Genomic DNA, 19,873 nt, shown 5'->3' with positions numbered 1-19,873 from the left:
AAGCCCAACCGGGTCAGGGGGGTTCATCGCCCGCTCTGATCGCTCCAAGCGTCGTGGAATGGCTCCGCATCCGCTGAGGAAGGAGGATTCCCTGTCCCCAGCCCGTTCGCTGCCAGGTTCTGGCTCCGCCAACTTGATTGGCCAACCCTGTGAGCTGAATCAGGCATGGAAACGACTTAGATGTTGCGTTTGTCGATCATGTCGGCCAACATGGCAAACATCAGGATGTTGAGAGCTGCAAAGCCAATGAGGATCGTCTTATCTGTGAGATTACGCAACACAAAGGCATCATAGAACAGGCTGAGAATGAAGCAGATGCTCAGCGCCACCACGAGCGGCAAGAGAAGCCGAAGTGGAGCAAAGTACATGCCAGTGCGGCTAATCAAATGAACGAAATTAATGGTGTCCTTGATTGGCTGAATATGGCTATTCCCGATTCGACGCCGATAGCTGATCGGAATGTAGGCAACATCGAAGTTGTTTCGCAGCATGCAGATCGTTATGGTGGTTGTAAAGCTGAATCCGTTCGGCAGTAATTCCAGGAAGCGCAAGGCAACATTATTCCTGCGGAAAAAGCGAAAGCCAGAATTTATATCTGGCACATCCTGGCCAGAAAGAAAGGAAACCCAAGGAACCAGGAAGAGTTTAGGAATCGTGCGCAGCTTCGAATACTCGACATCTTCGGCAATGCGTGCACCCACGAGCATGTCGTGGTCCGCGGCTTCATCGACCAATTCAGGAATCAGCTCATTCGGGTAAGTGCCGTCGGCATCGGTGATGCAGATCAGTTCGGAATGGGATCGGCGGATGCCGGTTTTCAGAGCAGCCCCGTAGCCACGGTTTCGACTATGGCCAATCACTCGCATTCGCCGGCTGCCATACAGATTCTCCAGCTCACTAAGAATCTCAGCGCTGCCGTCGTTGGAGCCGTCGTCGACCACCATCACCTCCACGGCCTTGAGTCCGCTGGTGTCAATGGCAGCCAGGATTTCCTCCACCGTGCGGCGAATCGCACCGGCTTCGTTGAAACAGGGAATGATCACCGATACCGAGGGTGACTCCATGGTGATGCCATCATTCCGATCCCGCTCCGGCGACCGATCTTCCTGGCCTGCATTAAGGATTCGGCTCGTTTCCGCTTGGTTCAAGGATCTCCATCCAACGTTGAAGGGATGCGACGATGGGGCAGAGTTTTCGCTGAACATGCGATTGCCCTGGCTCACCAAGGTTACGGGTCTGCGTTGGGCATCGGTTCTGGCGGCTGTGGTGGGGGTCCTGATCTGCTGGTTGCTTCTGGAGGCCGGCCAAGAGATTCGGCTGGAGCCGGTGGGAGGCGATGCGCGACAGAACCTGCATGCTGCCTACAACTTGGTGGTTGGCGGCACCTATGGCTTTGAAGAGAATCCAGCCATCCCAGGGTACAGGCGTGAACCCCTTCCAAACCTGATCCTCGCATCCGTGCTGTCACTCTCCAAAGGCCCTGGTCTGCCTCAGCCATTCTCCCGTTTCCTTACAGACCCTGGTCTCCTGGAGCAGGCGTTGAAGGTGAATCTCCTGTACGCACTCATGCTGTTCGCGGGGCTCTGGTGGCTCTGCTGGTTGTTGTTTCGACCGCCCTGGCTGGCCCACATCGTTGCTATGGGTGTGCTGCTGGGTAGCTGGTCCTTTTTGGTTTCATCCGAGCTTGAGAACTTCAAGACGGAGTTACCGGCAGCTGCCTTCTTCGTCCTGAGTGCAGTGCTGTTGGTGTTGGCCCGACGTCGACCTGGCGCCCCCCTTGCATTGCTCGCTGGCGCTGGGATTTCGCTGGTGTTGCTCACCAAGGCTTCCGGCCAGTACGTCTGCATGATTGCCGTCCCGGTGATCCTCGTGCTGATCATGCGAGAAGCGCAGCGGAGGCATCAGAGGCCCTTCGTATGCGCCACTGCTCTGTTACTGGGAATCTGTCTGTTCACTGTGCCGTGGATGACTCGCAACTTTCTTCTCTTCAATGATTTCGCCCTGGCACGCGGAGGTGCCGATGTGCTGCTCATCCGTGCCAGTTACAATAAGATGACTGCCGATGAGCTTCGAGGCGCCTTCTATGCATTCTCGCCAGAGCGTCTGCGCGAGGACCTGTTTGAACCCTTTCTCGGCTTCGCCCCGAGTCAGCTGGAATGCGATGGCTCACTACAACGATTCACACGCAATCTCCCCTGTGACCAGCGTGCAATCACCGCTGGCCGCTTGGATGAGGTCGTGAGTTTCTATCAGGTTGGGAAGCGCGTGGTGCCCGCAAAGCTCAAAGCAAACCTTCCTGTCGACCAACTGTCTGATCAGGAAAATGCTCTCAAGAAGATCGCTGTTCGCAACATTCAGGCCAACAGCCTTCGTCATCTGCTTGTTACCCCAGCTTTCCTTTGGAAGGGTATCTGGTCCTTCGCTCACGCTTACAGCTGGAGCACCACGATCCTGAATGGGGTGGCAATGCTCTCCCTGGTGTTCATGCCTTTGCTTGGGCTCTGGCTGCGGAAGCCTGACTGGATCCTGATCTCACTGTTGCCCGCTGGCTACTTTTTGTTCTACGGACTTTCAACCCATTTTTTGATTCGTTATTCCGCTCCTCTGATCCCCCTCAGCCTGGTTGCCTTGGCACTGTTGCTCCATCATCCCTTTGCGTCGCAGCTGGATCGTCGGACGATGGCTTTCGGTGATGGCATGGCCCCCTAGGCTCAATCCGTGAGCTTCCTAGCCGGCCTCAACGACGCCCAGCGCCGGGCGGTGGACCACCACAACGGCCCGCTGCTGGTGGTGGCCGGTGCCGGCAGCGGCAAGACGCGCGCGCTCACGCACCGCATTGCCCACCTGATCGGCCATCACGGCGTCGATCCGCACCAGCTCCTGGCCGTCACCTTCACCAACAAGGCGGCGCGGGAGATGAAGGAGCGGCTGGAGCTGCTGCTGGCCCAGCGGCTCGCCACCAGCCAGTTCGGCCAGCCGCTGAGCACCCTCTCGCCGGTGCAGCAGCGTCAGCTGCGCACCCGCATCTACCGGGAGATCACCAAGGAACTGTGGATCGGCACCTTCCACGCCCTGTTCGCGCGGCTGCTGCGCTTCGACATCGACAAGTACCGGGATCCCGAAGGGCTCACCTGGACCCGCCAGTTCTCCATCTACGACGAGGGCGACGCCCAGACCCTGGTGAAGGAGATCGTCACCCAGGAGCTGGGGCTTGATCCCAAGCGCTTCGAGCCCAAGAAGGTGCGCTGGGCGATCAGCAACGCCAAGAACCAGGGCTGGCTGCCCGAGCAGCTGGAGCAGGAGCAGCAGGGGCAGCGGGGAAAGATGGTGGCGGATGTGTACCGTCGCTACCGCCGCGCCCTGGCGGCCAACAACGCCCTCGACTTCGACGACCTGCTGCTGCTGCCGGTGCAGCTGCTGCAGACCAACGAGCAGGTGCGGCACTACTGGCACGGTCGTTTCCGTCACGTGCTGGTGGATGAATACCAGGACACCAACCGCACCCAGTACGACCTGATCAAGCTGCTGGTCACGGGCGGCCGCGACCCCGAGCAGTTCGACGACTGGGGCCAGCGCTCGGTGTTCGTGGTGGGGGATGCAGATCAGAGCATCTACAGCTTCCGCGCCGCCGATTTCACGATCCTGATGGGCTTCCAGGACGACTTCGGCGACAAGGCCAGCGACGAGGCCACCCGCACGATGGTGAAGCTGGAGGAGAACTACCGCTCCACCGCCACGATCCTGGAGGCGGCCAACGCCCTGATCGCCCACAACAGCGAGCGCATCGACAAGGTGCTGCGCCCCACCCGCGGCGAGGGGGAGCCGATCGTGGTCACCCGCTGCGACGACGAGATCGCCGAGGCTGAGGCGGTGGTGCACCGCCTGCGCATGCTCGAGGCGGCCCACCCGGAGCTGCGCTGGGGCGACATGGCGGTGCTGTATCGCACCAACGCCCAGAGCCGGGCGATGGAGGAATCCCTGGTGCGCTGGGGCCTCCCTTACATCGTGGTGGGGGGTCTGCGCTTCTACGACCGGCGTGAGATCAAGGATGTGCTCGCCTACCTGCGGCTGCTGGTCAACCCGGCGGACAGCGTCAGCCTGCTGCGGGTGATGAATGTGCCGCGCCGCGGCATCGGCAAGACCACCGTGCAGCGGCTCAGCGATGCCGCCAGCCAGCTGGGTCTGCCGCTGTGGGAGGTGGTGAACGACCCCGAGGCGGTGCGCTCGCTGGCGGGCCGCTCGGCGAAGGGGCTGCTGCAGTTCGCCGAGCTGATCGGCGACCTGAGCCGCCGCGTGCAGGACGCGCCCCCCTCGGAGCTGGTGCAGCGGGTGATGGAGCAGAGCGGCTATGTGGCCGAACTGATCAGCGAGGGCACCGATGAGGCGGAGGAGCGGCGGCGCAACCTGCAGGAACTGGTGAACGCGGCCCTGCAATACCAGGAGGAGAACGAGGAGGGTTCGCTGGAGGGTTTCCTGGCCTCCGCCGCCCTGGCCAGCGACGCCGACAGCAAGGACACCGAGTCCGATCGCGTCACTCTGATGACCCTGCACGCCAGCAAGGGGCTGGAGTTTCCGGTGGTGTGCCTGGTGGGGCTGGAGCAGGGGCTGTTCCCCAGCTACCGCTCCCTGGAGGATCCCGCTGCCCTGGAGGAGGAGCGGCGCCTCTGTTATGTGGGCATCACCCGTGCCAAGGAGCGGCTGTTCCTGTCCCACGCCAGCGAGCGGCGGCTGTGGGGCGGCATGCGCGAGCCGGCGGTGCCGTCGGTGTTTCTCTCGGAGCTGCCGCCGGAGCTGGTGCAGGGCGATGTGCCCCGCAGCGGCGGTGCGGCGCTGCGCCGTGAGCAGCGGCTCGACCGGCTCACCCGTGTCGACCGGGACGACAACCCGCGCAGCGCACAACGGGCCGGGGGCGGCGCTGCTGACGGCGGTGGTTCTGTTGAGCCGGTCAATGCCGTGCGCCACCGCGCCCCGGCGCGGCTCTGGGCGGTAGGTGACACCCTGCACCATGCCAGCTTCGGCGACGGGATCATCACCCACCTGTTCGGCAGCGGTGAGAAGATCTCGATCGCGGTGAAGTTCGAGGGAATGAGCGCCAAGATCCTCGATCCCCGGCTGGCGCCGATCAAGCCGCGGTGAAGGAGAGCCGCTATCCAACGGAGATCAAGCAACAACGCCGGATCTTGCTGGTCGTTCTGCTTTTACTGATACTCCTCTGCTCGAGGGGCGTGTTTCAAGCGTACTCTTACTGGCACGATGAATTGTTCTCCATTGGGGCTGCCAATGCTTCCTCGTGGCATGTCTTGTTCAAGGAATGGATTCTTCCTGATACCCATCCCCCCCTTCATCTGACCCTGCTGCGGCTGTGGGTCGGCATGTTTGGATCTGGTGAGATCCCGACCCGCTTTCTGAGCCTGATTCCTGCCTGGCTGAGCCTGATCGCCATTGCATGGACCACGCAAAACGGCGGTTTCGCCCGCCAGATCATCGCGATCCTGTTCCTCGGAACAAGCCCCCTCTTCAGTCTTTATGCCCAGGAAGTTCGACCTTATTCCTGGACTCTGCTTTTTGCCACAGTATCAGTGGGGGTCATGACCATACTCTGGCGGTCTCAGCAGCAAGGGCCTTCGGTTCACCTGCCAAGAGTTAACGCTCTGCGCCTTTGTTTTATCGTTTCCCTGCTGCTGCTTTCTCTTAGTCATTACTTCGGTTTTTTCTACGCCCTCACGCTCCTGGTGCTGGATGTCCTGAGAGGGGCGCCATGTCTTGGTCGTCGTCGCTGGGGCCTAGCTCTCCTGCCGGCACTCTTTGCTTGGCCGTTGCTTCATGTCTTGGTCGGTGGCGCAGGTGGTGGAAGAACCAGTTGGATTGTGTCTCAGCCGGTCATCGGTGTGTTCAGCACCGCGATGAATGGAGCCTTTCCAGCCTTTCCTGCTGCAGTGGTCGTGATCGTGCTCGCCATGCTGATTTCAGCGGTTGGAAGCCAGCGGCGATCAAGAGATAAAGACAGAGGGCTTCAGCTAAGGGATAGTGTTCGTGGTTCCAGTGAAGCCTGTTGGTTGTTGTCTGGAGCGGCGGCATTTTTAGGGCTCATCAGTTTGATCGATCTGGTTAAGCCACTCGCTGTTGAGCGATATTTTATTGTGCTTCTCCCTTGCTTCGCCCTCGCTTTGGGGGATGTGGGGCAACGTCTGATTGCCTCAGGTAGTCCTTATGTAAGACGAGCAACAGTGTGTGTCTTGGCCGTTATTATTAGCATGCATTTCTGGCACTCCCAGGAAGTGCTTTCTGCCAAGATTTATCCCCTTCAGAACTACAAGTATTTGGCTCGCTTTATTGGTGAAACAGGGGTTTGTCGGCAAGGTTGCACAAGCGTTTCTGCTAAAAAGCATAGGCTGGTGCCCTATTTTGATTCCATTCCTTTGCAGCGTGTTGATCCCCAGGGAGTGAATGGTTTTTCTGCTGTCATGCTGCCTTTTGTTGGTCTGCACGGGGATAAAGAGTTGATTCAGCCACTGCTTGCGGCCCATTCAGGAGCATCGTGTTGGGAGCCTCGCCAATTCACAGCATTAAGTACCTTCATTGTGATACCAGAAAGTGCACATGTGCGGCCGCAGTCTTTTGGGCTTCGGCAATGTGTCCAGTCCAAACACCGCGATGCATGATTTCAGATGCCTGGCGTCTATAGGTATGCGTGTGGATAAACTTTGATCCCAGCATCGACACGGGATCGATTGTTCCACTCCCCACAGCGTGTTTCCCGAACGCTACGCATTTCCCAGTGATGACGACTCGCCCGAAGCTGCTGCTCATCCGCGGATTGGGCCACAGCGGTACCACCCTTCTTGATTTGGCGCTCGGTGCCCATCCCCAGGTGCAGGGCTTCGGCGAGGCGGTGCGCCTGTTGCGTAGGCCCGCGCCCGGTGAGGAAGGCGGTGGTCCGGCCAGGCTGCGGCGCGAACTGCGTAACGAACGTCTCTGCACCTGCGGTTGTATCGCGGCGCAATGCCCGGTCTGGGGGCCGCTTCTGGAGTGGCTACCGGCTCACGATCACCTGCCGCTGGCTCAAAAGTGGCAGCGTTTGGTGGCGCATGCTCAAGAGCAAGCCCTCGCCGAGCCACTGCGCTGGATGGTCGACTCGTTTCAGTCGGATCTGGAGTTGCTGACCCTGCCTGATGCGGCGCTTGGCATGGAAATCCGGGTGCTGTTTCTGGTCCGCGATGTGCGCTCCTGGGTTCACGCGATCGCACGCCGCCCCCGGCGCCAGGTGGCCAGTGGCTGGCGGTCGCTGGTCCGCTGGCGCCGTGTCAATGGCCAGCTCGAGCGGCGCCTGCAAACGGCGGGCAAGCCTGTGTTTCTCCTGGGCTATGAGGAGCTGGCTCTGGCCCCCGAAGCTGCGCTCACCCGCTTGTGCCACTGGCTTGATCTGAGCTTTGAGCCGGCGATGCTCATGCCGGGCCCTTCCACCGGCAGCCACATCCTCAGCGGCAATCACATGCGATTTGATCCAGTGAAAAGTGCCCGCATCCGCTACGACGCCGCTTGGCTCAACAGCCCCTTTCTGCCTGTCCATCTGGCCTTGCTGCTGCCGGGATGGCAGGGCATGAACCGGCGGCTCGTTTATTCCAATGATCTGGTCGATCCCGGTGGCTTGATGTGATCACAGGAGGCGTTCGCGCCTTCGTGGTGCAGTGAAGTGCTGATGGACAAGGCTGGCGTCGCTTCACTCAGAACAATCGCTTTCCCCCCATGCCCGGCCTTTCGCTGCTCGACGCGCTCGATCCCCCCGTGCAGCGGGTGCTGGCCACGGTGGTGCGCGCCGCAGCGCCGCTGCGGGTGGCTCTGGTGGGCGGTGCGGTGCGGGATCTGCTGCTGCACCGCGTCCACAACGACCCCTGGCGTGGCCTGCCCGATCTCGATCTGGTGGTGGAAGAAGGCAGTGAAGCGGCGGGACCGCCGGCGGCCCACCGGGTGGTGGAGCGCCTGCGGGGCACACCGGGAGCGGGGCTGGGCTTCTGTCAGCTGCATCCGGCCTACGGCACCGCCGAGCTTGAGATCGATGGGGTGGTGCTGGATCTGGCCACGGCACGCGGCGAGCGCTACGCCCATCCAGGGGCCAACCCCACGGTGTTTTTCGGCTCCCTCGACGACGACCTGGCCCGCCGCGACCTGAGCATCAACGCCATGGCGCTGGTGCTCGCCGATGGCGCCCTGCTCGATCCCCACGACGGTCTGGCGGATCTGGCCGCGCGGCGGCTGCGTTTCCTCCATGCCGGCAGCCTCAGCGACGACCCGACCCGGCTGGTGCGGGCGGCCCGTTATGGCGCCCGCCTGGGCATGGACCTGGCGCCCGGCAGCCTGCGGCAGTGGACCGACACCCTGGCCCGCTGGCCCTGGCCGGCGGCGGGCACGGTGCCCTCGCTGGGCACGCGCCTGCGGCGGGAACTGGAGCTGCTGCTGGGCCGCGAACCCTGGCCGCAGGCCCTGCAGCTGCTGCAGGGCTGGCAGGGGCTGGCGCTGCTGGCGCCGGGTCTGCAGGGCGACAGCAGCTGGCGGCGGCGGCTGCGCTGGGCCGACCGGCTGCGGGAGGCAGCGGATTTACCAGGCTGGTCGCCGGGCCCGTGGCGGCTGCTGGCCCTGCTGGCTGCGCTCCAGGATCCGCTGCCGCCCGCGCAGCGCCTGCAACTGCCAGAACGCAGCCTGCAGGCACTGCGGGGCCTGCAACGCCTGCCCAGCGGCTCCCTGCCGTGCTCGCCGGCGGCGCTGAGCCAGCGGCTGGAGCGCAAGGGCCTGCCGCTCGACTCCGTGGTGCTGGCCCTGGCCTGCGGCGCGGGGCCGGCCGCTCCCGCCCCTGGGCTGGCGTTGCGCCGCGGACTGCTGCGTTGGCTGCTGCGCTGGCGCCAGCTGCCGCCCCCCTGCACGGCGGCGGAGCTGCTGGCCACGGGCCTGACCCAGGGGCCAGCGCTGGGCGAGCGCCTGCGTGCCCTCAGGGCCGAGCGGCTCGACCGGGAGCGGTGGTGAGCGGCGCTGCGGGCCCGTCGTTGCGATCGAGCCAGCCGGCGCCGGCCAGTGCCCGCCAGAGCCCCTGCGCCTGCAGGATCGCCTCCGCCACTAGGCGCACGGCCCCGTCCCCGCCGCGCCGCGGCAGCACCCAGTCGCAGTGGCGTCGCAGGGGGGCCGCCGCGTCGGCGGGGCACAGCAGCAGCGCCACCACCGGGCGCACCGGCAGGTCGTTGAGGTCGTCGCCCACGAAGGCCGTGGCGGCGGGGGTCAGCCCCAGTTGCCGCTGCAGGGCCGCCAGGGCGGCGGGTTTGTCCTTCACGCCGGTGAGGCAGTGCTGCACGCCCAGGTAGCGGGCCCGCTGCTCGGTGGCCCCGCTCTTGCCGCCGCTGAGCAGGGCCACCTCCAGCCCGGCCTGCTGCAGCAGGCGGATGCCCAGCCCGTCGCGCACATCGAAGCGTTTGATCACCTCACCGCTCTCGGTGGTCCAGAGGCCGCCATCGGTGAGCACCCCATCCACATCCAGCACCAGCAGCTTCAGCTGCCGCAGCCGATCGCGGCAGCGCCGCGCCGCCAGCCGGCTGCGGCCGCGGGCCAGCCAGCCGCCATTCACAGCGTGCTGACCGCTTCAGGGCGCTGCTGCAGCGGGGCGCGGATCGCCAGCAACTGCTCCAGCAGGGGTTCGAGCCGATGCAGCGGCACCATGTTGGGCCCGTCGCTGAGGGCATTCTCCGGGTCGGGATGCACCTCCATGAACAGGCCGTCCACCCCCACGGCCACGGCGGCGCGCGCCAGCGGCGCCACGTATTCACGCTGGCCGCCGCTGCTGCTGCCACGACCACCGGGCTGCTGCACCGAGTGGGTGGCATCGAAGATCACCGGGCAGCCGAGCGCCCGCAGCTGGGGCAGGCCGCGGTAGTCCACCACCAGGGTGTTGTATCCGAAGCTGGAGCCCCGCTCGGTGAGCCAGAGCTTCTCCACGCCGGCCTCGCGCAGTTTGGTCACCACCTGCGCCATGTCCCAGGGGGCGAGGAACTGGCCTTTCTTCACGTTGATCGTCTTGCCGGTGCCGCGAACGGCGTCAGCGGCGGCCAGCAGCAGATCGGTCTGACGGCAGAGGAAGGCGGGAATCTGCAGCACGTCCACCACGGCGGCCACTGGAGCGGCCTGCTGGCTTTCGTGAATGTCGGTGAGCAGAGGCAGCCCGGTGCGGCGCTTCACTTCCGCCAGCACCTCCAGGCCCTCGGCCACGCCGGGGCCGCGGAAGGAGCCGCCGGAGCTGCGGTTGGCCTTGTCGAAGCTGGCCTTGAACACATAGGTGATGCCGAGCCGCTCGGTGATGGCCTTGACCCGCTCGGCCACCTCGAACACAAGTTCCGGGCTTTCGATCACACAGGGGCCGGCGATCAGGATGAAACTCACGGTCCACCGCGTGCAGGTGCCCTCAGCATGGCTCACGGGAGCCGGGACATATGCTCACCCCAATGAGTAGGCCCATCCCCATTTTCATCGGTGTCGATCCGCGCGAGCGGGCGGCCACCAATGTGTTGATCGACAGTCTGTATCAGAACAGCACACAAACGCTGGCGATCACACCACTCGAGACGCCGCAGCTGGAGTGCCAGGGGTTGTACTGGCGCCAGCGGGATCCCAGGCAAAGCACGGCCTTTTCGTTCACCCGCTTCCTCGTGCCGCAGCTGTGCGGCTATCAGGGCTGGGCGATTTTCATGGACTGCGACATGTTGTGTCTCAGTGACATCACTGAACTCTGGGCCCTGCGGGATGATCGCTTCGCGGTGATGTGCGTGCAGCACGATCACGTTCCTGGCGAAACCGTGAAGTTTCTCGGTGAGCGGCAATCGGCCTATCCGAAGAAAAACTGGAGTTCGTTGATGCTGTTCAACACCAGCCGCTGCACCGCGCTCACCCCCGAGTACGTCAACACCGCCTCCGGCCTCGATCTGCACCGCTTCCACTGGTTGGCGGGGGATCACGAGATCGGCGCTCTGCCCGACCGCTGGAACCATCTCGTCGATGTGCAGGCGCCGCCGCCGCTGGCACCGGAGCCGGGCGGTGCCGCCCTGCTGCACTGGACGCTGGGCGGCCCCTGGTTCCGTGAATGCCGCACGATGGGCGGGCCCCTGGCCGCCCGCTGGTATGCCGCCCGCGACGACGCCATGCGTCTGTGGGATTGAGCGAAGCGGCCGCCGGTTGTGGCGTCTGCCGTCTGCACGCCGAGCCGGAGGCGATCGCCCGGTACGAGATCCTGCGCCAGCCCCTGTGGCTGCTGCGGCACCACCCCACACCGGCGCCGCTGCCGGGCTGGCTGCTGCTCGATGCGGTCCGCCACCTCGATGGCCCGGCCGCCTTCACGGCCGCGGAGGCGGCGGGCTTCGGGCCGATGTTGCAGCGCTGCAGTGCCCTGGTGCGCCAGCTCACCGGCTGCGAGCGCGTCTATGTGATCGCTTTCGGGGAGGGGGCCCGGCACCTGCACGCCCACCTGATCCCCCGCCATGCCGCCGACCCCGACACCGCCGCCTGGCGGGTGGCGGATGTGTACCGGCAGATGGAGGCCGGCGCCCGGCCAGCGGCGGCGCCGGAGCGGGTGGAAGCGCTGGTGCGGCAGGCCCGCAGCCTCACGGCGCTGTGGGAATAGGCTCCCGCCACCAGGGTCTTGGCAGCAGATGACGGGCAGTGGCTTGAGCGATCGGCAGCACGGTGGTGGCGCCTCGGCGCCGGAGCCTGCCGCCCTCGCCAGCCCACCGGCGCTGGCCTGCGTGGTGGCCGTGCCGGCGCGGCTGGAGTCGTCCCGCCTGCCCAACAAGGTGATGGCCGACATCGGCGGCCAGCCGATGCTGCAGCGGGTGCTGCTGCGTTGCCGCCTGGCGCAGCGGCCTGCTGCGGTGGTGCTCTGCACCGACAGCGAGGTGCTGCGGGCGGCGGCCGAGGGCTGGGGATTTCCGGTGCTGATGACCAGCGCCAGCTGCAGCTCCGGCAGCGAGCGGCTCGCCTCGGTGGTGGAGGCCCTGATTGCCCGGGCGGGGGCCACGGGCGGCGCCTTGGCCGCGGCCCGCAGCGTGATCATCAATGTGCAGGGGGATCAGCCGTTCATTGATCCGGCCGTGATCGATGCGATGGCACTGGAGTTTGAGCGGCGCACGCCCACGCCGGAGGTGCTCACCCCGATCTACCGAATGCCGCCGGAGAAGATCCACGACCCCAATGTGGTCAAGACGCTGCTGGCTGCCGACGGCCGCGCGCTCTACTTCTCCCGCTCCGCCATCCCGCACGTACGCGGTGAGGATCCGCAGCACTGGCACGCTCATGCGCCCTACTGGGGCCATGTAGGCATCTACGGCTACCGCGCCGACGTGCTGGCCCGCTGGAATGCCTTGCCCCACTCACCGCTGGAGCACACCGAGAAGCTGGAGCAGCTGCGGCTGATCGAGGCGGGCCTCACGGTGGGCACCTTCCCGGTGGAGGGTGATTTCCTCTCGGTCGACACCGCCGCCCAGCTGGAGCAGGCCCGCCGCCTGGCTGCCGCCTGAGCGGGTCCCGCCCACTCTGCAGGACGCCATGCGGCCACACCTTCAGCTCAAGCTGGGGCTCAGCCCCGCCTGGATCAGGTCGTGGAGTCGCAGCAGGCCCAGCATGGTTCCCGCGTCGTCGAGCACGGGCAGCACGCCGATCGGCTTGCGGCTGTTGCGCTCCATGCGTTCCAACGCTTCCACTGCCAGCATGCCCGGCCCCACCGTGATCGGATCGGCCGTCATCAGCTGACTGGCGCACAGCTCAGCCCATCCGGACGCGGCGTTCTGCTCCAGGGCCCGGCGCAGGTCGCCGTCGGTGATCAGGCCCGCCAGCTGCTGCGGCGCGCCGCTGCGGCGCACCCAGCAGGCCCCGGCACCGTCGCGCGTGAGCAGGGCGATCACGGCGCTGAGGCTGTCGCTTTCCTCCAGCGGATGCAGCTGGGTGGTGGGCAGCATCAGATCGGCCACTGTGAGCGTGAGCTGTTTGCCGAGCGCACCGGCCGGATGGTTGAGGGCGAAGTCGGCCGGGGAGATGCCGCGCCGCTCCATCCACACGGCGGCCAGGGCATCGCCGATCGCCATCGCCACCGCCGTGCTGGCGGTGGGGGCCAGATTGAGCGGGCAGACCTCCCGGTCCACCGAGGCATCGAGCACGACATCGCAGCCGCGGGCCAGGCTCGACTGCAGTTTTCCCACCAGGGCGATGCGGCCGGTGCCACGCCGGCGCAGGTGGGGAAGGATTTCGAGCAGTTCGCCGGTTTCGCCGCTGTTGGAGAGCAGCAGCACCACGTCCTGCGGCGCCACCACACCCAGGTCTCCGTGCAGGGCATCGAGCGGGTTGAGGTACAGCGACATCAGCCCGATCGAGGAGAAGGTGGCCGCGATCTTGCGGGCCACGATGCCGCTCTTGCCTACCCCCGTGATCACGAGCTTGGCCCGTTGGTCGGCGCAGCGGTCCAGCATCGCCAGGGCTGCATCCACCTGGCAGCTTTCGATCCGGCCGGCGGCAGCGGCGATCGCGGCGGCCTCTTCCTGCAGGCAGCGGGTCAATGCCGACATGGCAGCTGCTGGCGATGGGGCGTGGCGACTGTATGGCGTGCCACCGGGCCCAGGGCGGTGGCCGGGTTCAGCCGCGGGTCAAGGCCGCGCGCACTTCCCTGTCGGCGTCCTTGCGACGCTCCTCCTGGCGTTTGTCGTGCAGCTTGCGGCCCTTGGCCAGGCCGAGCGTGAGCTTGATCCATGAGCCCTTGAGATGCAGGTTCAGGGGGATGAGCGTCAGCCCCTTCTGATCGATGGCGATGCGCAGCCTGTCGATCTCGCGGCGGTGGGCCAGCAGCTTGCGGGTGCGCAGCGGCTCGTGGTTGAAATAGGCGCCGGCGTGGCTGTGGGGCGAGATATGCACGTTGTGCAGCTGCAGTTCCCCTTGGCGGATCAGGCAGAAGCCATCGCGCAGGTTGGCCTTGCCGGCCCGGATCGACTTCACCTCGGTGCCCACCAGCTCCAGACCGGTTTCCAGCGTTTCGAGAATCTCGTACTGGTGACGGGCGAAGCGGTTGTCGGCCAGCAGGCGGTTGGCCGCATCACGGGCTGCCCGCGCGGCTTTCTTTCCCGCTGCCTTCGCCATTGCCACCCCCGGCCTCAGGCTCGACCCTAAGCAGGCCCGGTCCTCCCTACGCTCCTGCCATGGCGATCGTGTCCTCCGGCCCGTCCGATCGAGCCTCTGGCAAGGGCTCCAGTCGCCTGGGCTCCAGACGTCTGGTGGATGCGCAGCCCCATCCGTATGACAGCGCCCTGGACCCCGCCGCAGGCCTCGACAGGGCTGACGCCGGCGACCCAGCCCACTCAGCCGGCGCCGCTGAGCTGAGCGGCACAGCCGAAGCCCCGCGGCTGCTGCGCGAGGACACGCTCCGCCCGCGCCGGCTCGGGGAGTACATCGGCCAGCGGGAGCTCAGGCAGGTGCTGGCGATCGCGGTGGAGGCCACCCGCAACCGCGGCGATGCGCTCGATCACGTGCTGCTCTACGGCCCCCCCGGCCTCGGCAAGACCACCATGGCCCTGGTGCTGGCCGAGGAGCTGGGCGTGCGCTGCCGCATCACCAGTGCGCCGGCGCTGGAACGCCCGCGCGACATCGTCGGGCTGCTGATGAACCTGCAGCCGCGCGACCTGCTGTTCATCGATGAGATCCACCGGCTCAACCGAGTGGCTGAAGAACTGCTCTACCCCGCCATGGAGGACTGCCGGCTGGATCTCACCGTGGGCAAGGGCACCACGGCCCGCACCCGCGCCGTGCCGCTGGCGCCGTTCACGCTGGTGGGGGCCACTACCCGGGCGGGAGCGTTGAGTTCGCCGCTGCGGGATCGCTTCGGGTTGATCCAGCGGCTGGAGTTCTACGACCTGCCCGATCTGCAGGCGATCGTGGAGCGGGCCGCCGGCCTGCTGAAGCTGGAGCTCGCCGGCGATGCCGCGATCGAGGTGGCCCGCCGCTGCCGCGGCACCCCCCGGATCGCCAACCGCCTGCTGCGTCGCGTCCGGGATGTGGCGAGCGTGCGCGGCCACGCCTGCATCGATGCGGCGCTGGTGGCCGAAGCCCTCAGCCTGCACCGCGTGGATGCCCGCGGCCTCGATGCCAGCGACCGGCGGTTGCTGCAGCTGCTGCTGGAGGGCTACGGCGGTGGCCCGGTGGGCCTCGAGACCCTGGCCGCCGGCCTGGGCGAAGACCCGGTCACGCTGGAAACGGTGGTGGAGCCCTTCCTGCTGCAGCTGGGCTTCCTGCAGCGCACCCCGCGGGGCCGCATCGCCACCGCCGCCGCCCGTGAACACCTCGCCTGGCCGGAGGCGGCCTGATGCTCGCCACCCTGCTGGCGGTGCTGCTGGCCGCGCAAATGAGTGTGCCCCAGCTGTTCGATGCGGCCCTGAGCGCCAGCCGCGACGGGCGCTTCGGTGAGGCGCTGCCCCTGTGGGATCAGGTGGTGGACCAGCTGCCCGGCGATGCCTCCGCCTGGAGCAACCGCGGCAACGTGCGGCTGGCGATGGGGGACCCGCAGGGCGCGATCAGCGACCAGAACCGCGCGATCGCGCTGGAACCCGGCAGCGCCGACCCCTACCTGAACCGGGGCATCGCCGAGGAGTCCCTGCAGCAGTGGGACCTGGCCGCTGCCGACTACGAGGCGATCCTGCAGAACGATCCGGCCGATGCGGCGGCGCTCTACAACCTCGGCAATGTCCGCGGCTCCCAGGGACACTGGGACCAGGCGCGCCGCTGCTTCGAAGCGGCCGATCTGGCCCGGCCGGGCTTTGCGATGGCCCGCTCCAGCGCCGCCCTGGCGGCCTTCCAGCAGGGGGATGGGGCGGCGGCTGAGCGGGAGCTGCGCCAGCTGATCCGCCGCTACCCGCTGTTCGCCGATGCCCGCGCCGGCCTCACGGCTGTGCTGTGGCAACGCGGCGCATCGGGGGAGGCGGAGAGCAACTGGGCGGCGGCCTCCGGCCTCGACCCCCGCTACCGGCAGCCAGAATGGCTCCTGCAGATACGGCGCTGGCCTCCCCTGCCGGTGCACGCTCTTCAGGATTTTCTGCAACTGGCCCGTCGATGAGCCCTGCCGCGTCAACGCGTCCGTCCCTGTCCAGCCTGCCGGTCGCGCCGCTGACGCTCTGGCAGCAGTTTGAGCTGGAGGCGGCCCTCCAGCAGGCGATGCCGGAGTTGATCGGGCTGCGTCGCCACATTCATGCCCATCCGGAGCTGAGCGGGGCGGAACACCAGACCGCCGCCCTGGTGGCCGGGGAGCTGCGCCTGCTGGGGTGGGACGTGCGCGAAGGGGTGGGCCGCACCGGCGTGGTCGCGGAGCTTGGCCCTGAAGCGGCGCCACTGCTGGCTCTGCGGGTCGACATGGACGCGCTGCCGGTGGAGGAGCGCACGGGCCTGCCCTTCGCCTCCTGCCATCAGGGGCTGATGCATGCCTGTGGGCACGACATGCACACCGCGATCGGCCTGGGGGTGGCGCGGCTGCTGGCGCCCCTCGCCCCGCGGCTCACGGCCCGGGTGCGGCTGCTGTTTCAGCCGGCCGAGGAAATCGCCCAGGGGGCGGCCTGGATGCTGGCCGACGGCGCCATGGAGGGCGTGCAGGCCCTGTTCGGCGTGCATGTGTTTCCGAGTCTGCCGGTGGGCAGCATCGGTGTGCGCAGCGGCAGCCTCACGGCCGCGGCGGGCGAGCTGGAAGTGGAGGTGCTGGGCGAAGGCGGCCACGGCGCCCGGCCGCACCAGTCCACCGATGCGATCTGGATCGCGGCCCGGGTGGTGAGCGGTCTGCAGGAGGCGATCAGCCGGCGACTGGATGCGCTGCAGCCGGTGGTGGTGAGCTTCGGCAGGATCGAGGGGGGCAAGGCCTTCAATGTGATCGCCGACCATGTGCGCCTGCTGGGCACGGTGCGCTGCCTCGACACCGAGGTGCACGCCGAACTGCCCGGCTGGATCGAGGACACGGTGCATGCCATCTGCCGCGGCTACGGCGGCGAGGCGCGGGTGCGCTACCGCTGCATCTCGCCGCCGGTGCACAACGACCCGGCGCTCACCGAGCTGGTGGAGGAGGCGGCCCTGGCGCTGCTCGATCGGCCGCAGGTGCGGCGGCTGGAGCAGCCGTCCCTGGGGGCGGAGGATTTCGCCGAGCTGCTCACCGCTGCGCCGGGCACCATGTTCCGGCTGGGGGTGGCCGGGCCCGAGGGTTGCGCGGCCCTCCACAACGGCGGCTTCGACCCTGACGAAGGGGCGATCGCCGTCGGCGTGCAGGTGCTCACGCTCAGCCTGCTGCTCTGGATGGAGCGCCGGGTGTGAGCGCCCGCGACCGCACACTCCGCGCGCTGCTGGCGCTGTCGGCGCCGCTGCTGATCCTGCTGGCGCTGATCAGCATCGTGTCGCGTCAGGGAATCCAGCGGGTGCAGGGTCTGCCGGCGCTGCTGATCGGCAGCGGCCTGCTGGTGAGCAGCAGCCTGCGCCGCCGTCGTCGCCGCCGGGTGGTGCGGGAATGCCTCCGGCAGGTGCAGTCATTTCCTCCCCCTCCGTGACAGGGTGGAGCCATGGCCGATTCCTCTTCCGACAGCAAGCCGCCGCTGGATGCGGACGCCCTGCGCGCCGCCATCGCCTCCGGTGATCCGGTGCAGGCGATGCCGGCCCTGGCGGGGCTGCGGGGCGTGGAAAGCGAGGTGGCGATCCCGCTGCTGCTGCTCGGCCTGGAGCAGGAACCCTTCATCGTGCGCTCGCTCAGCTGCGCCGGCCTGGGAGTGAAGCGCAGTGCGGCGGGCTGGGAGGCGCTGCAGCGGGCCCTGCGCCACGACGACGACGCCAACGTGCGGGCGGAGGCGGCCAACGCCCTGGCCAGCTATGGCGCCGAGCAGGCCTGGCCGCTGCTGCGCGAGGCCTTCGCCGCCGACGACCAGTGGCTGGTGCGCTGCAGCATCCTCTCGGCCCTGGCCGAGCAGGCGGTGATGGGGTTTGAACCGCTGCTGGAGCTGGCGCGCATGGCGATCGCCGATCCCGACAGCTCGGTGCGGGTGGGTGGCGCCGAAATCCTCGGCCGGCTGGCGCATGAAGCGGCGCCGGCGGAGGGTGCCGAAGCGGTGCGGGCGCTGTTGCGCGGTCTGCAGAACGACCCCGACCACCGGGTGGTGGCGGCCGCCCTCAACGGACTGCAGCCCTGAATGGGTTCTGTGCTGAACTCCGGCATTCACAGGCACCCTTGCTAGCTTTGGCCGGTCACTAGGGGTGCCGCCCCGAGCCTGCTTCCCACCGGAAGTGCGCCTGGGCCTCGGCTGAGATCACACCCTCCGAACCTGATCCGGGTCATGCCGGCGCAGGGAAGTGTCCCGAATGCAACCGCGGTCCGATCGGTCCCGGTGGCGCCCGGTTCCGGAGTTGTGTCCTCGCTTCCCAGCGACCCGGTCCGAACGCCCCAATTTCTCGAGTCGATCATGCGCAGCGCCTGGATTGAGAAGCGTCGCGGCGACGCCAACGTGTCGCAGATGCATTACGCCCGCCAGGGTGTGATCACCGAGGAGATGGCCTACGTGGCCAAGCGGGAGAACCTGCCCGAATCCCTGGTGATGGAAGAAGTGGCCCGGGGCCGCATGATCATCCCTGCCAACATCAACCACACCAATCTGGAGCCGATGGCGATCGGCATCGCCTCCAGGTGCAAGGTGAACGCCAACATCGGCGCTTCCCCCAATGCCTCCGACCTCGAGGAAGAGGTGGCAAAACTGCGGTTGGCGGTGAAGTACGGCGCCGACACGGTGATGGATCTCTCCACCGGCGGCGTCAATCTCGATGAGGTGCGCACGGCGATCATCAACGCCTCCACCGTGCCGATCGGAACCGTGCCGGTGTATCAGGCGCTCGAAAGCGTGCACGGCTCGATCGAGAAGCTCGATGCCGATGATTTCCTGCACATCATCGAGAAGCATTGCCAGCAGGGCGTCGATTACCAGACCATCCACGCCGGTCTGCTGATCGAGCACCTGCCGCTGGTGAAGGGCCGCCTCACGGGGATCGTGAGCCGCGGCGGCGGCATCCTGGCCCAGTGGATGCTCTACCACCACAAGCAGAACCCGCTGTTCACCCGCTTCGACGACATCATCGAGATCTTCAAGCGTTACGACTGCAGTTTTTCGCTGGGCGATTCGTTGCGGCCGGGCTGTCAGCACGATGCCTCCGATGCAGCCCAGCTGGCGGAGCTCAAAACCCTCGGCCAGCTCACCCGCCGCGCCTGGGAGCACGACATCCAGGTGATGGTGGAGGGCCCCGGCCACGTGCCGATGGACCAGATCGAGTTCAACGTCAAGAAGCAGATGGAGGAGTGCAGCGAAGCGCCCTTCTATGTGCTCGGCCCGCTGGTGACGGACATTGCCCCTGGCTACGACCACATCACCAGCGCGATCGGTGCCGCCCTGGCCGGCTGGCACGGCACGGCCATGCTCTGCTACGTCACCCCGAAGGAGCACCTGGGCCTGCCCAATGCCGAGGATGTGCGTGAGGGCCTGATCGCCTACAAGATCGCCGCCCACGCCGCCGACATCGCCCGCCACCGCCCCGGCGCCCGCGATCGCGACGATGAACTCAGCCGTGCCCGCTACGCCTTCGACTGGAACCGCCAGTTCGAGCTCTCGCTCGATCCCGAGCGCGCCCGCGAATACCACGATGAAACCCTGCCGGCCGACATCTACAAGCAGGCGGAGTTCTGCTCAATGTGCGGTCCCAAGCACTGCCCGATGCAGACCAAGATCACCGATGAGGATCTCGCCGGCCTCGAAGACGTGCTGAAGGCCCAGGCGGCCGCCGGCCAGCCGGTAGGGGTCTGAAG

At 66.7% G+C, this 19,873-nt stretch carries 19 protein-coding genes and 1 riboswitch; of the genes, 14 read left to right on the top strand and 5 right to left on the bottom strand.

The window, feature by feature from the left end; translation table 11 throughout:
• Window positions 1-176 precede the first annotated feature (176 nt).
• Window positions 177-1,148: a glycosyltransferase family 2 protein gene (locus tag ACWJI3_RS11200; protein WP_480203712.1), complete on the bottom strand. Its 972-nt coding sequence runs from the start codon at window positions 1,146-1,148 to the stop codon at window positions 177-179.
• 61 nt (window positions 1,149-1,209) lie between these two features.
• Here ACWJI3_RS11200 and ACWJI3_RS11195 point away from each other — a divergent pair, with 61 nt between their 5' ends.
• From ACWJI3_RS11195 to ACWJI3_RS11175, 5 genes are all read left to right on the top strand, one after another.
• Window positions 1,210-2,709, top strand: coding sequence for a hypothetical protein (locus ACWJI3_RS11195; protein WP_480203711.1), 1,500 nt, complete (start codon window positions 1,210-1,212; stop codon window positions 2,707-2,709).
• A gap of 9 nt (window positions 2,710-2,718) precedes the next feature.
• Window positions 2,719-5,136 (top strand): UvrD-helicase domain-containing protein, encoded by a 2,418-nt coding sequence (locus ACWJI3_RS11190; RefSeq protein WP_094513708.1) that lies wholly within the window; start codon window positions 2,719-2,721, stop codon window positions 5,134-5,136.
• The gene (locus ACWJI3_RS11185; RefSeq protein WP_480203710.1) at window positions 5,133-6,662 is read left to right on the top strand and encodes a glycosyltransferase family 39 protein; all 1,530 of its coding nucleotides are present in this window, start codon (window positions 5,133-5,135) and stop codon (window positions 6,660-6,662) included. Before ACWJI3_RS11190 ends, ACWJI3_RS11185 begins: the two co-directional genes overlap by 4 nt.
• 119 nt (window positions 6,663-6,781) lie before the next feature.
• Window positions 6,782-7,657, top strand: a complete 876-nt coding sequence (locus ACWJI3_RS11180; protein WP_094513705.1) for a sulfotransferase family protein — start codon at window positions 6,782-6,784, stop codon at window positions 7,655-7,657.
• 89 nt (window positions 7,658-7,746) lie between these two features.
• Window positions 7,747-9,018 carry a tRNA nucleotidyltransferase/poly(A) polymerase family protein gene (locus ACWJI3_RS11175; RefSeq protein ID WP_480203709.1) on the top strand — a complete coding sequence of 424 codons (1,272 nt, stop codon included), beginning with the start codon at window positions 7,747-7,749 and terminating at the stop codon, window positions 9,016-9,018.
• On the opposite strand, the gene ACWJI3_RS11170 is transcribed toward ACWJI3_RS11175, so the two are convergent.
• Window positions 8,984-9,610, bottom strand: a complete 627-nt coding sequence (locus ACWJI3_RS11170) for a KdsC family phosphatase (RefSeq protein WP_480203708.1) — start codon at window positions 9,608-9,610, stop codon at window positions 8,984-8,986. The two genes, ACWJI3_RS11175 and ACWJI3_RS11170, sit on opposite strands and share 35 nt — an antisense overlap.
• The gene (gene kdsA, locus ACWJI3_RS11165; protein WP_457766990.1) at window positions 9,607-10,419 is read right to left on the bottom strand and encodes a 3-deoxy-8-phosphooctulonate synthase; all 813 of its coding nucleotides are present in this window, start codon (window positions 10,417-10,419) and stop codon (window positions 9,607-9,609) included. The genes ACWJI3_RS11170 and kdsA overlap by 4 nt, the downstream gene beginning before the upstream one ends.
• 62 nt (window positions 10,420-10,481) lie before the next feature.
• Here kdsA and ACWJI3_RS11160 point away from each other — a divergent pair, with 62 nt between their 5' ends.
• Genes ACWJI3_RS11160 through kdsB form a run of 3 tightly spaced genes read left to right on the top strand, consistent with a single transcriptional unit; the run spans window position 10,482 to window position 12,545 of the window.
• Window positions 10,482-11,192, top strand: a complete 711-nt coding sequence (locus ACWJI3_RS11160) for a glycosyltransferase (RefSeq protein ID WP_480203707.1) — start codon at window positions 10,482-10,484, stop codon at window positions 11,190-11,192.
• A complete protein-coding gene (locus ACWJI3_RS11155; RefSeq protein ID WP_399221587.1) occupies window positions 11,183-11,653 on the top strand; it encodes a diadenosine tetraphosphate hydrolase in 471 nt (156 codons plus the stop codon). The genes ACWJI3_RS11160 and ACWJI3_RS11155 overlap by 10 nt, the downstream gene beginning before the upstream one ends.
• A 28-nt stretch (window positions 11,654-11,681) precedes the next feature.
• On the top strand, window positions 11,682-12,545 hold the full coding sequence (gene kdsB / locus ACWJI3_RS11150; protein ID WP_094513696.1) for a 3-deoxy-manno-octulosonate cytidylyltransferase: 864 nt from the start codon (window positions 11,682-11,684) through the stop codon (window positions 12,543-12,545).
• A 42-nt stretch (window positions 12,546-12,587) separates the two neighbouring features.
• Here the strand turns inward: kdsB and ACWJI3_RS11145 are convergent, their stop codons facing one another.
• Both ACWJI3_RS11145 and smpB read right to left on the bottom strand, forming a co-directional pair.
• A complete protein-coding gene (locus ACWJI3_RS11145; protein ID WP_094513693.1) occupies window positions 12,588-13,586 on the bottom strand; it encodes a KpsF/GutQ family sugar-phosphate isomerase in 999 nt (332 codons plus the stop codon).
• A 67-nt stretch (window positions 13,587-13,653) separates the two neighbouring features.
• Complete coding sequence (gene smpB, locus ACWJI3_RS11140; protein WP_094513691.1) at window positions 13,654-14,151, bottom strand: SsrA-binding protein SmpB; 498 nt, start codon at window positions 14,149-14,151, stop codon at window positions 13,654-13,656.
• A 59-nt stretch (window positions 14,152-14,210) separates the two neighbouring features.
• Here smpB and ruvB point away from each other — a divergent pair, with 59 nt between their 5' ends.
• The 6 genes from ruvB to thiC all read left to right on the top strand — a co-directional run bounded on the left by ruvB (window position 14,211) and on the right by thiC (window position 19,871).
• Window positions 14,211-15,371 (top strand): Holliday junction branch migration DNA helicase RuvB, encoded by a 1,161-nt coding sequence (ruvB, locus tag ACWJI3_RS11135; RefSeq protein WP_480203706.1) that lies wholly within the window; start codon window positions 14,211-14,213, stop codon window positions 15,369-15,371.
• Window positions 15,371-16,117 carry a tetratricopeptide repeat protein gene (locus tag ACWJI3_RS11130; protein WP_480203705.1) on the top strand — a complete coding sequence of 249 codons (747 nt, stop codon included), beginning with the start codon at window positions 15,371-15,373 and terminating at the stop codon, window positions 16,115-16,117. The genes ruvB and ACWJI3_RS11130 overlap by 1 nt, the downstream gene beginning before the upstream one ends.
• Window positions 16,118-16,215: 98 nt before the next feature.
• A complete protein-coding gene (locus tag ACWJI3_RS11125; RefSeq protein WP_255100720.1) occupies window positions 16,216-17,352 on the top strand; it encodes an amidohydrolase in 1,137 nt (378 codons plus the stop codon).
• Window positions 17,349-17,582 carry a DUF3188 domain-containing protein gene (locus ACWJI3_RS11120; protein ID WP_255100608.1) on the top strand — a complete coding sequence of 78 codons (234 nt, stop codon included), beginning with the start codon at window positions 17,349-17,351 and terminating at the stop codon, window positions 17,580-17,582. Before ACWJI3_RS11125 ends, ACWJI3_RS11120 begins: the two co-directional genes overlap by 4 nt.
• 12 nt (window positions 17,583-17,594) lie before the next feature.
• Complete coding sequence (locus ACWJI3_RS11115) at window positions 17,595-18,215, top strand: HEAT repeat domain-containing protein (protein WP_094513678.1); 621 nt, start codon at window positions 17,595-17,597, stop codon at window positions 18,213-18,215.
• A gap of 50 nt (window positions 18,216-18,265) precedes the next feature.
• Window positions 18,266-18,391, top strand: a riboswitch (TPP riboswitch).
• Window positions 18,392-18,485: 94 nt separating this feature from the next.
• Window positions 18,486-19,871, top strand: coding sequence for a phosphomethylpyrimidine synthase ThiC (thiC, locus tag ACWJI3_RS11110; protein WP_094513674.1), 1,386 nt, complete (start codon window positions 18,486-18,488; stop codon window positions 19,869-19,871).
• The last annotated feature ends 2 nt before the right edge of the window (window positions 19,872-19,873 follow it).

This window comes from Marcopretia estuarina LEGE 06307 (assembly GCF_056633115.1).
The sequence above is the reverse complement of the archived record's forward strand: the minus strand, read 5'-3'. Positions and strand labels throughout refer to the sequence as shown.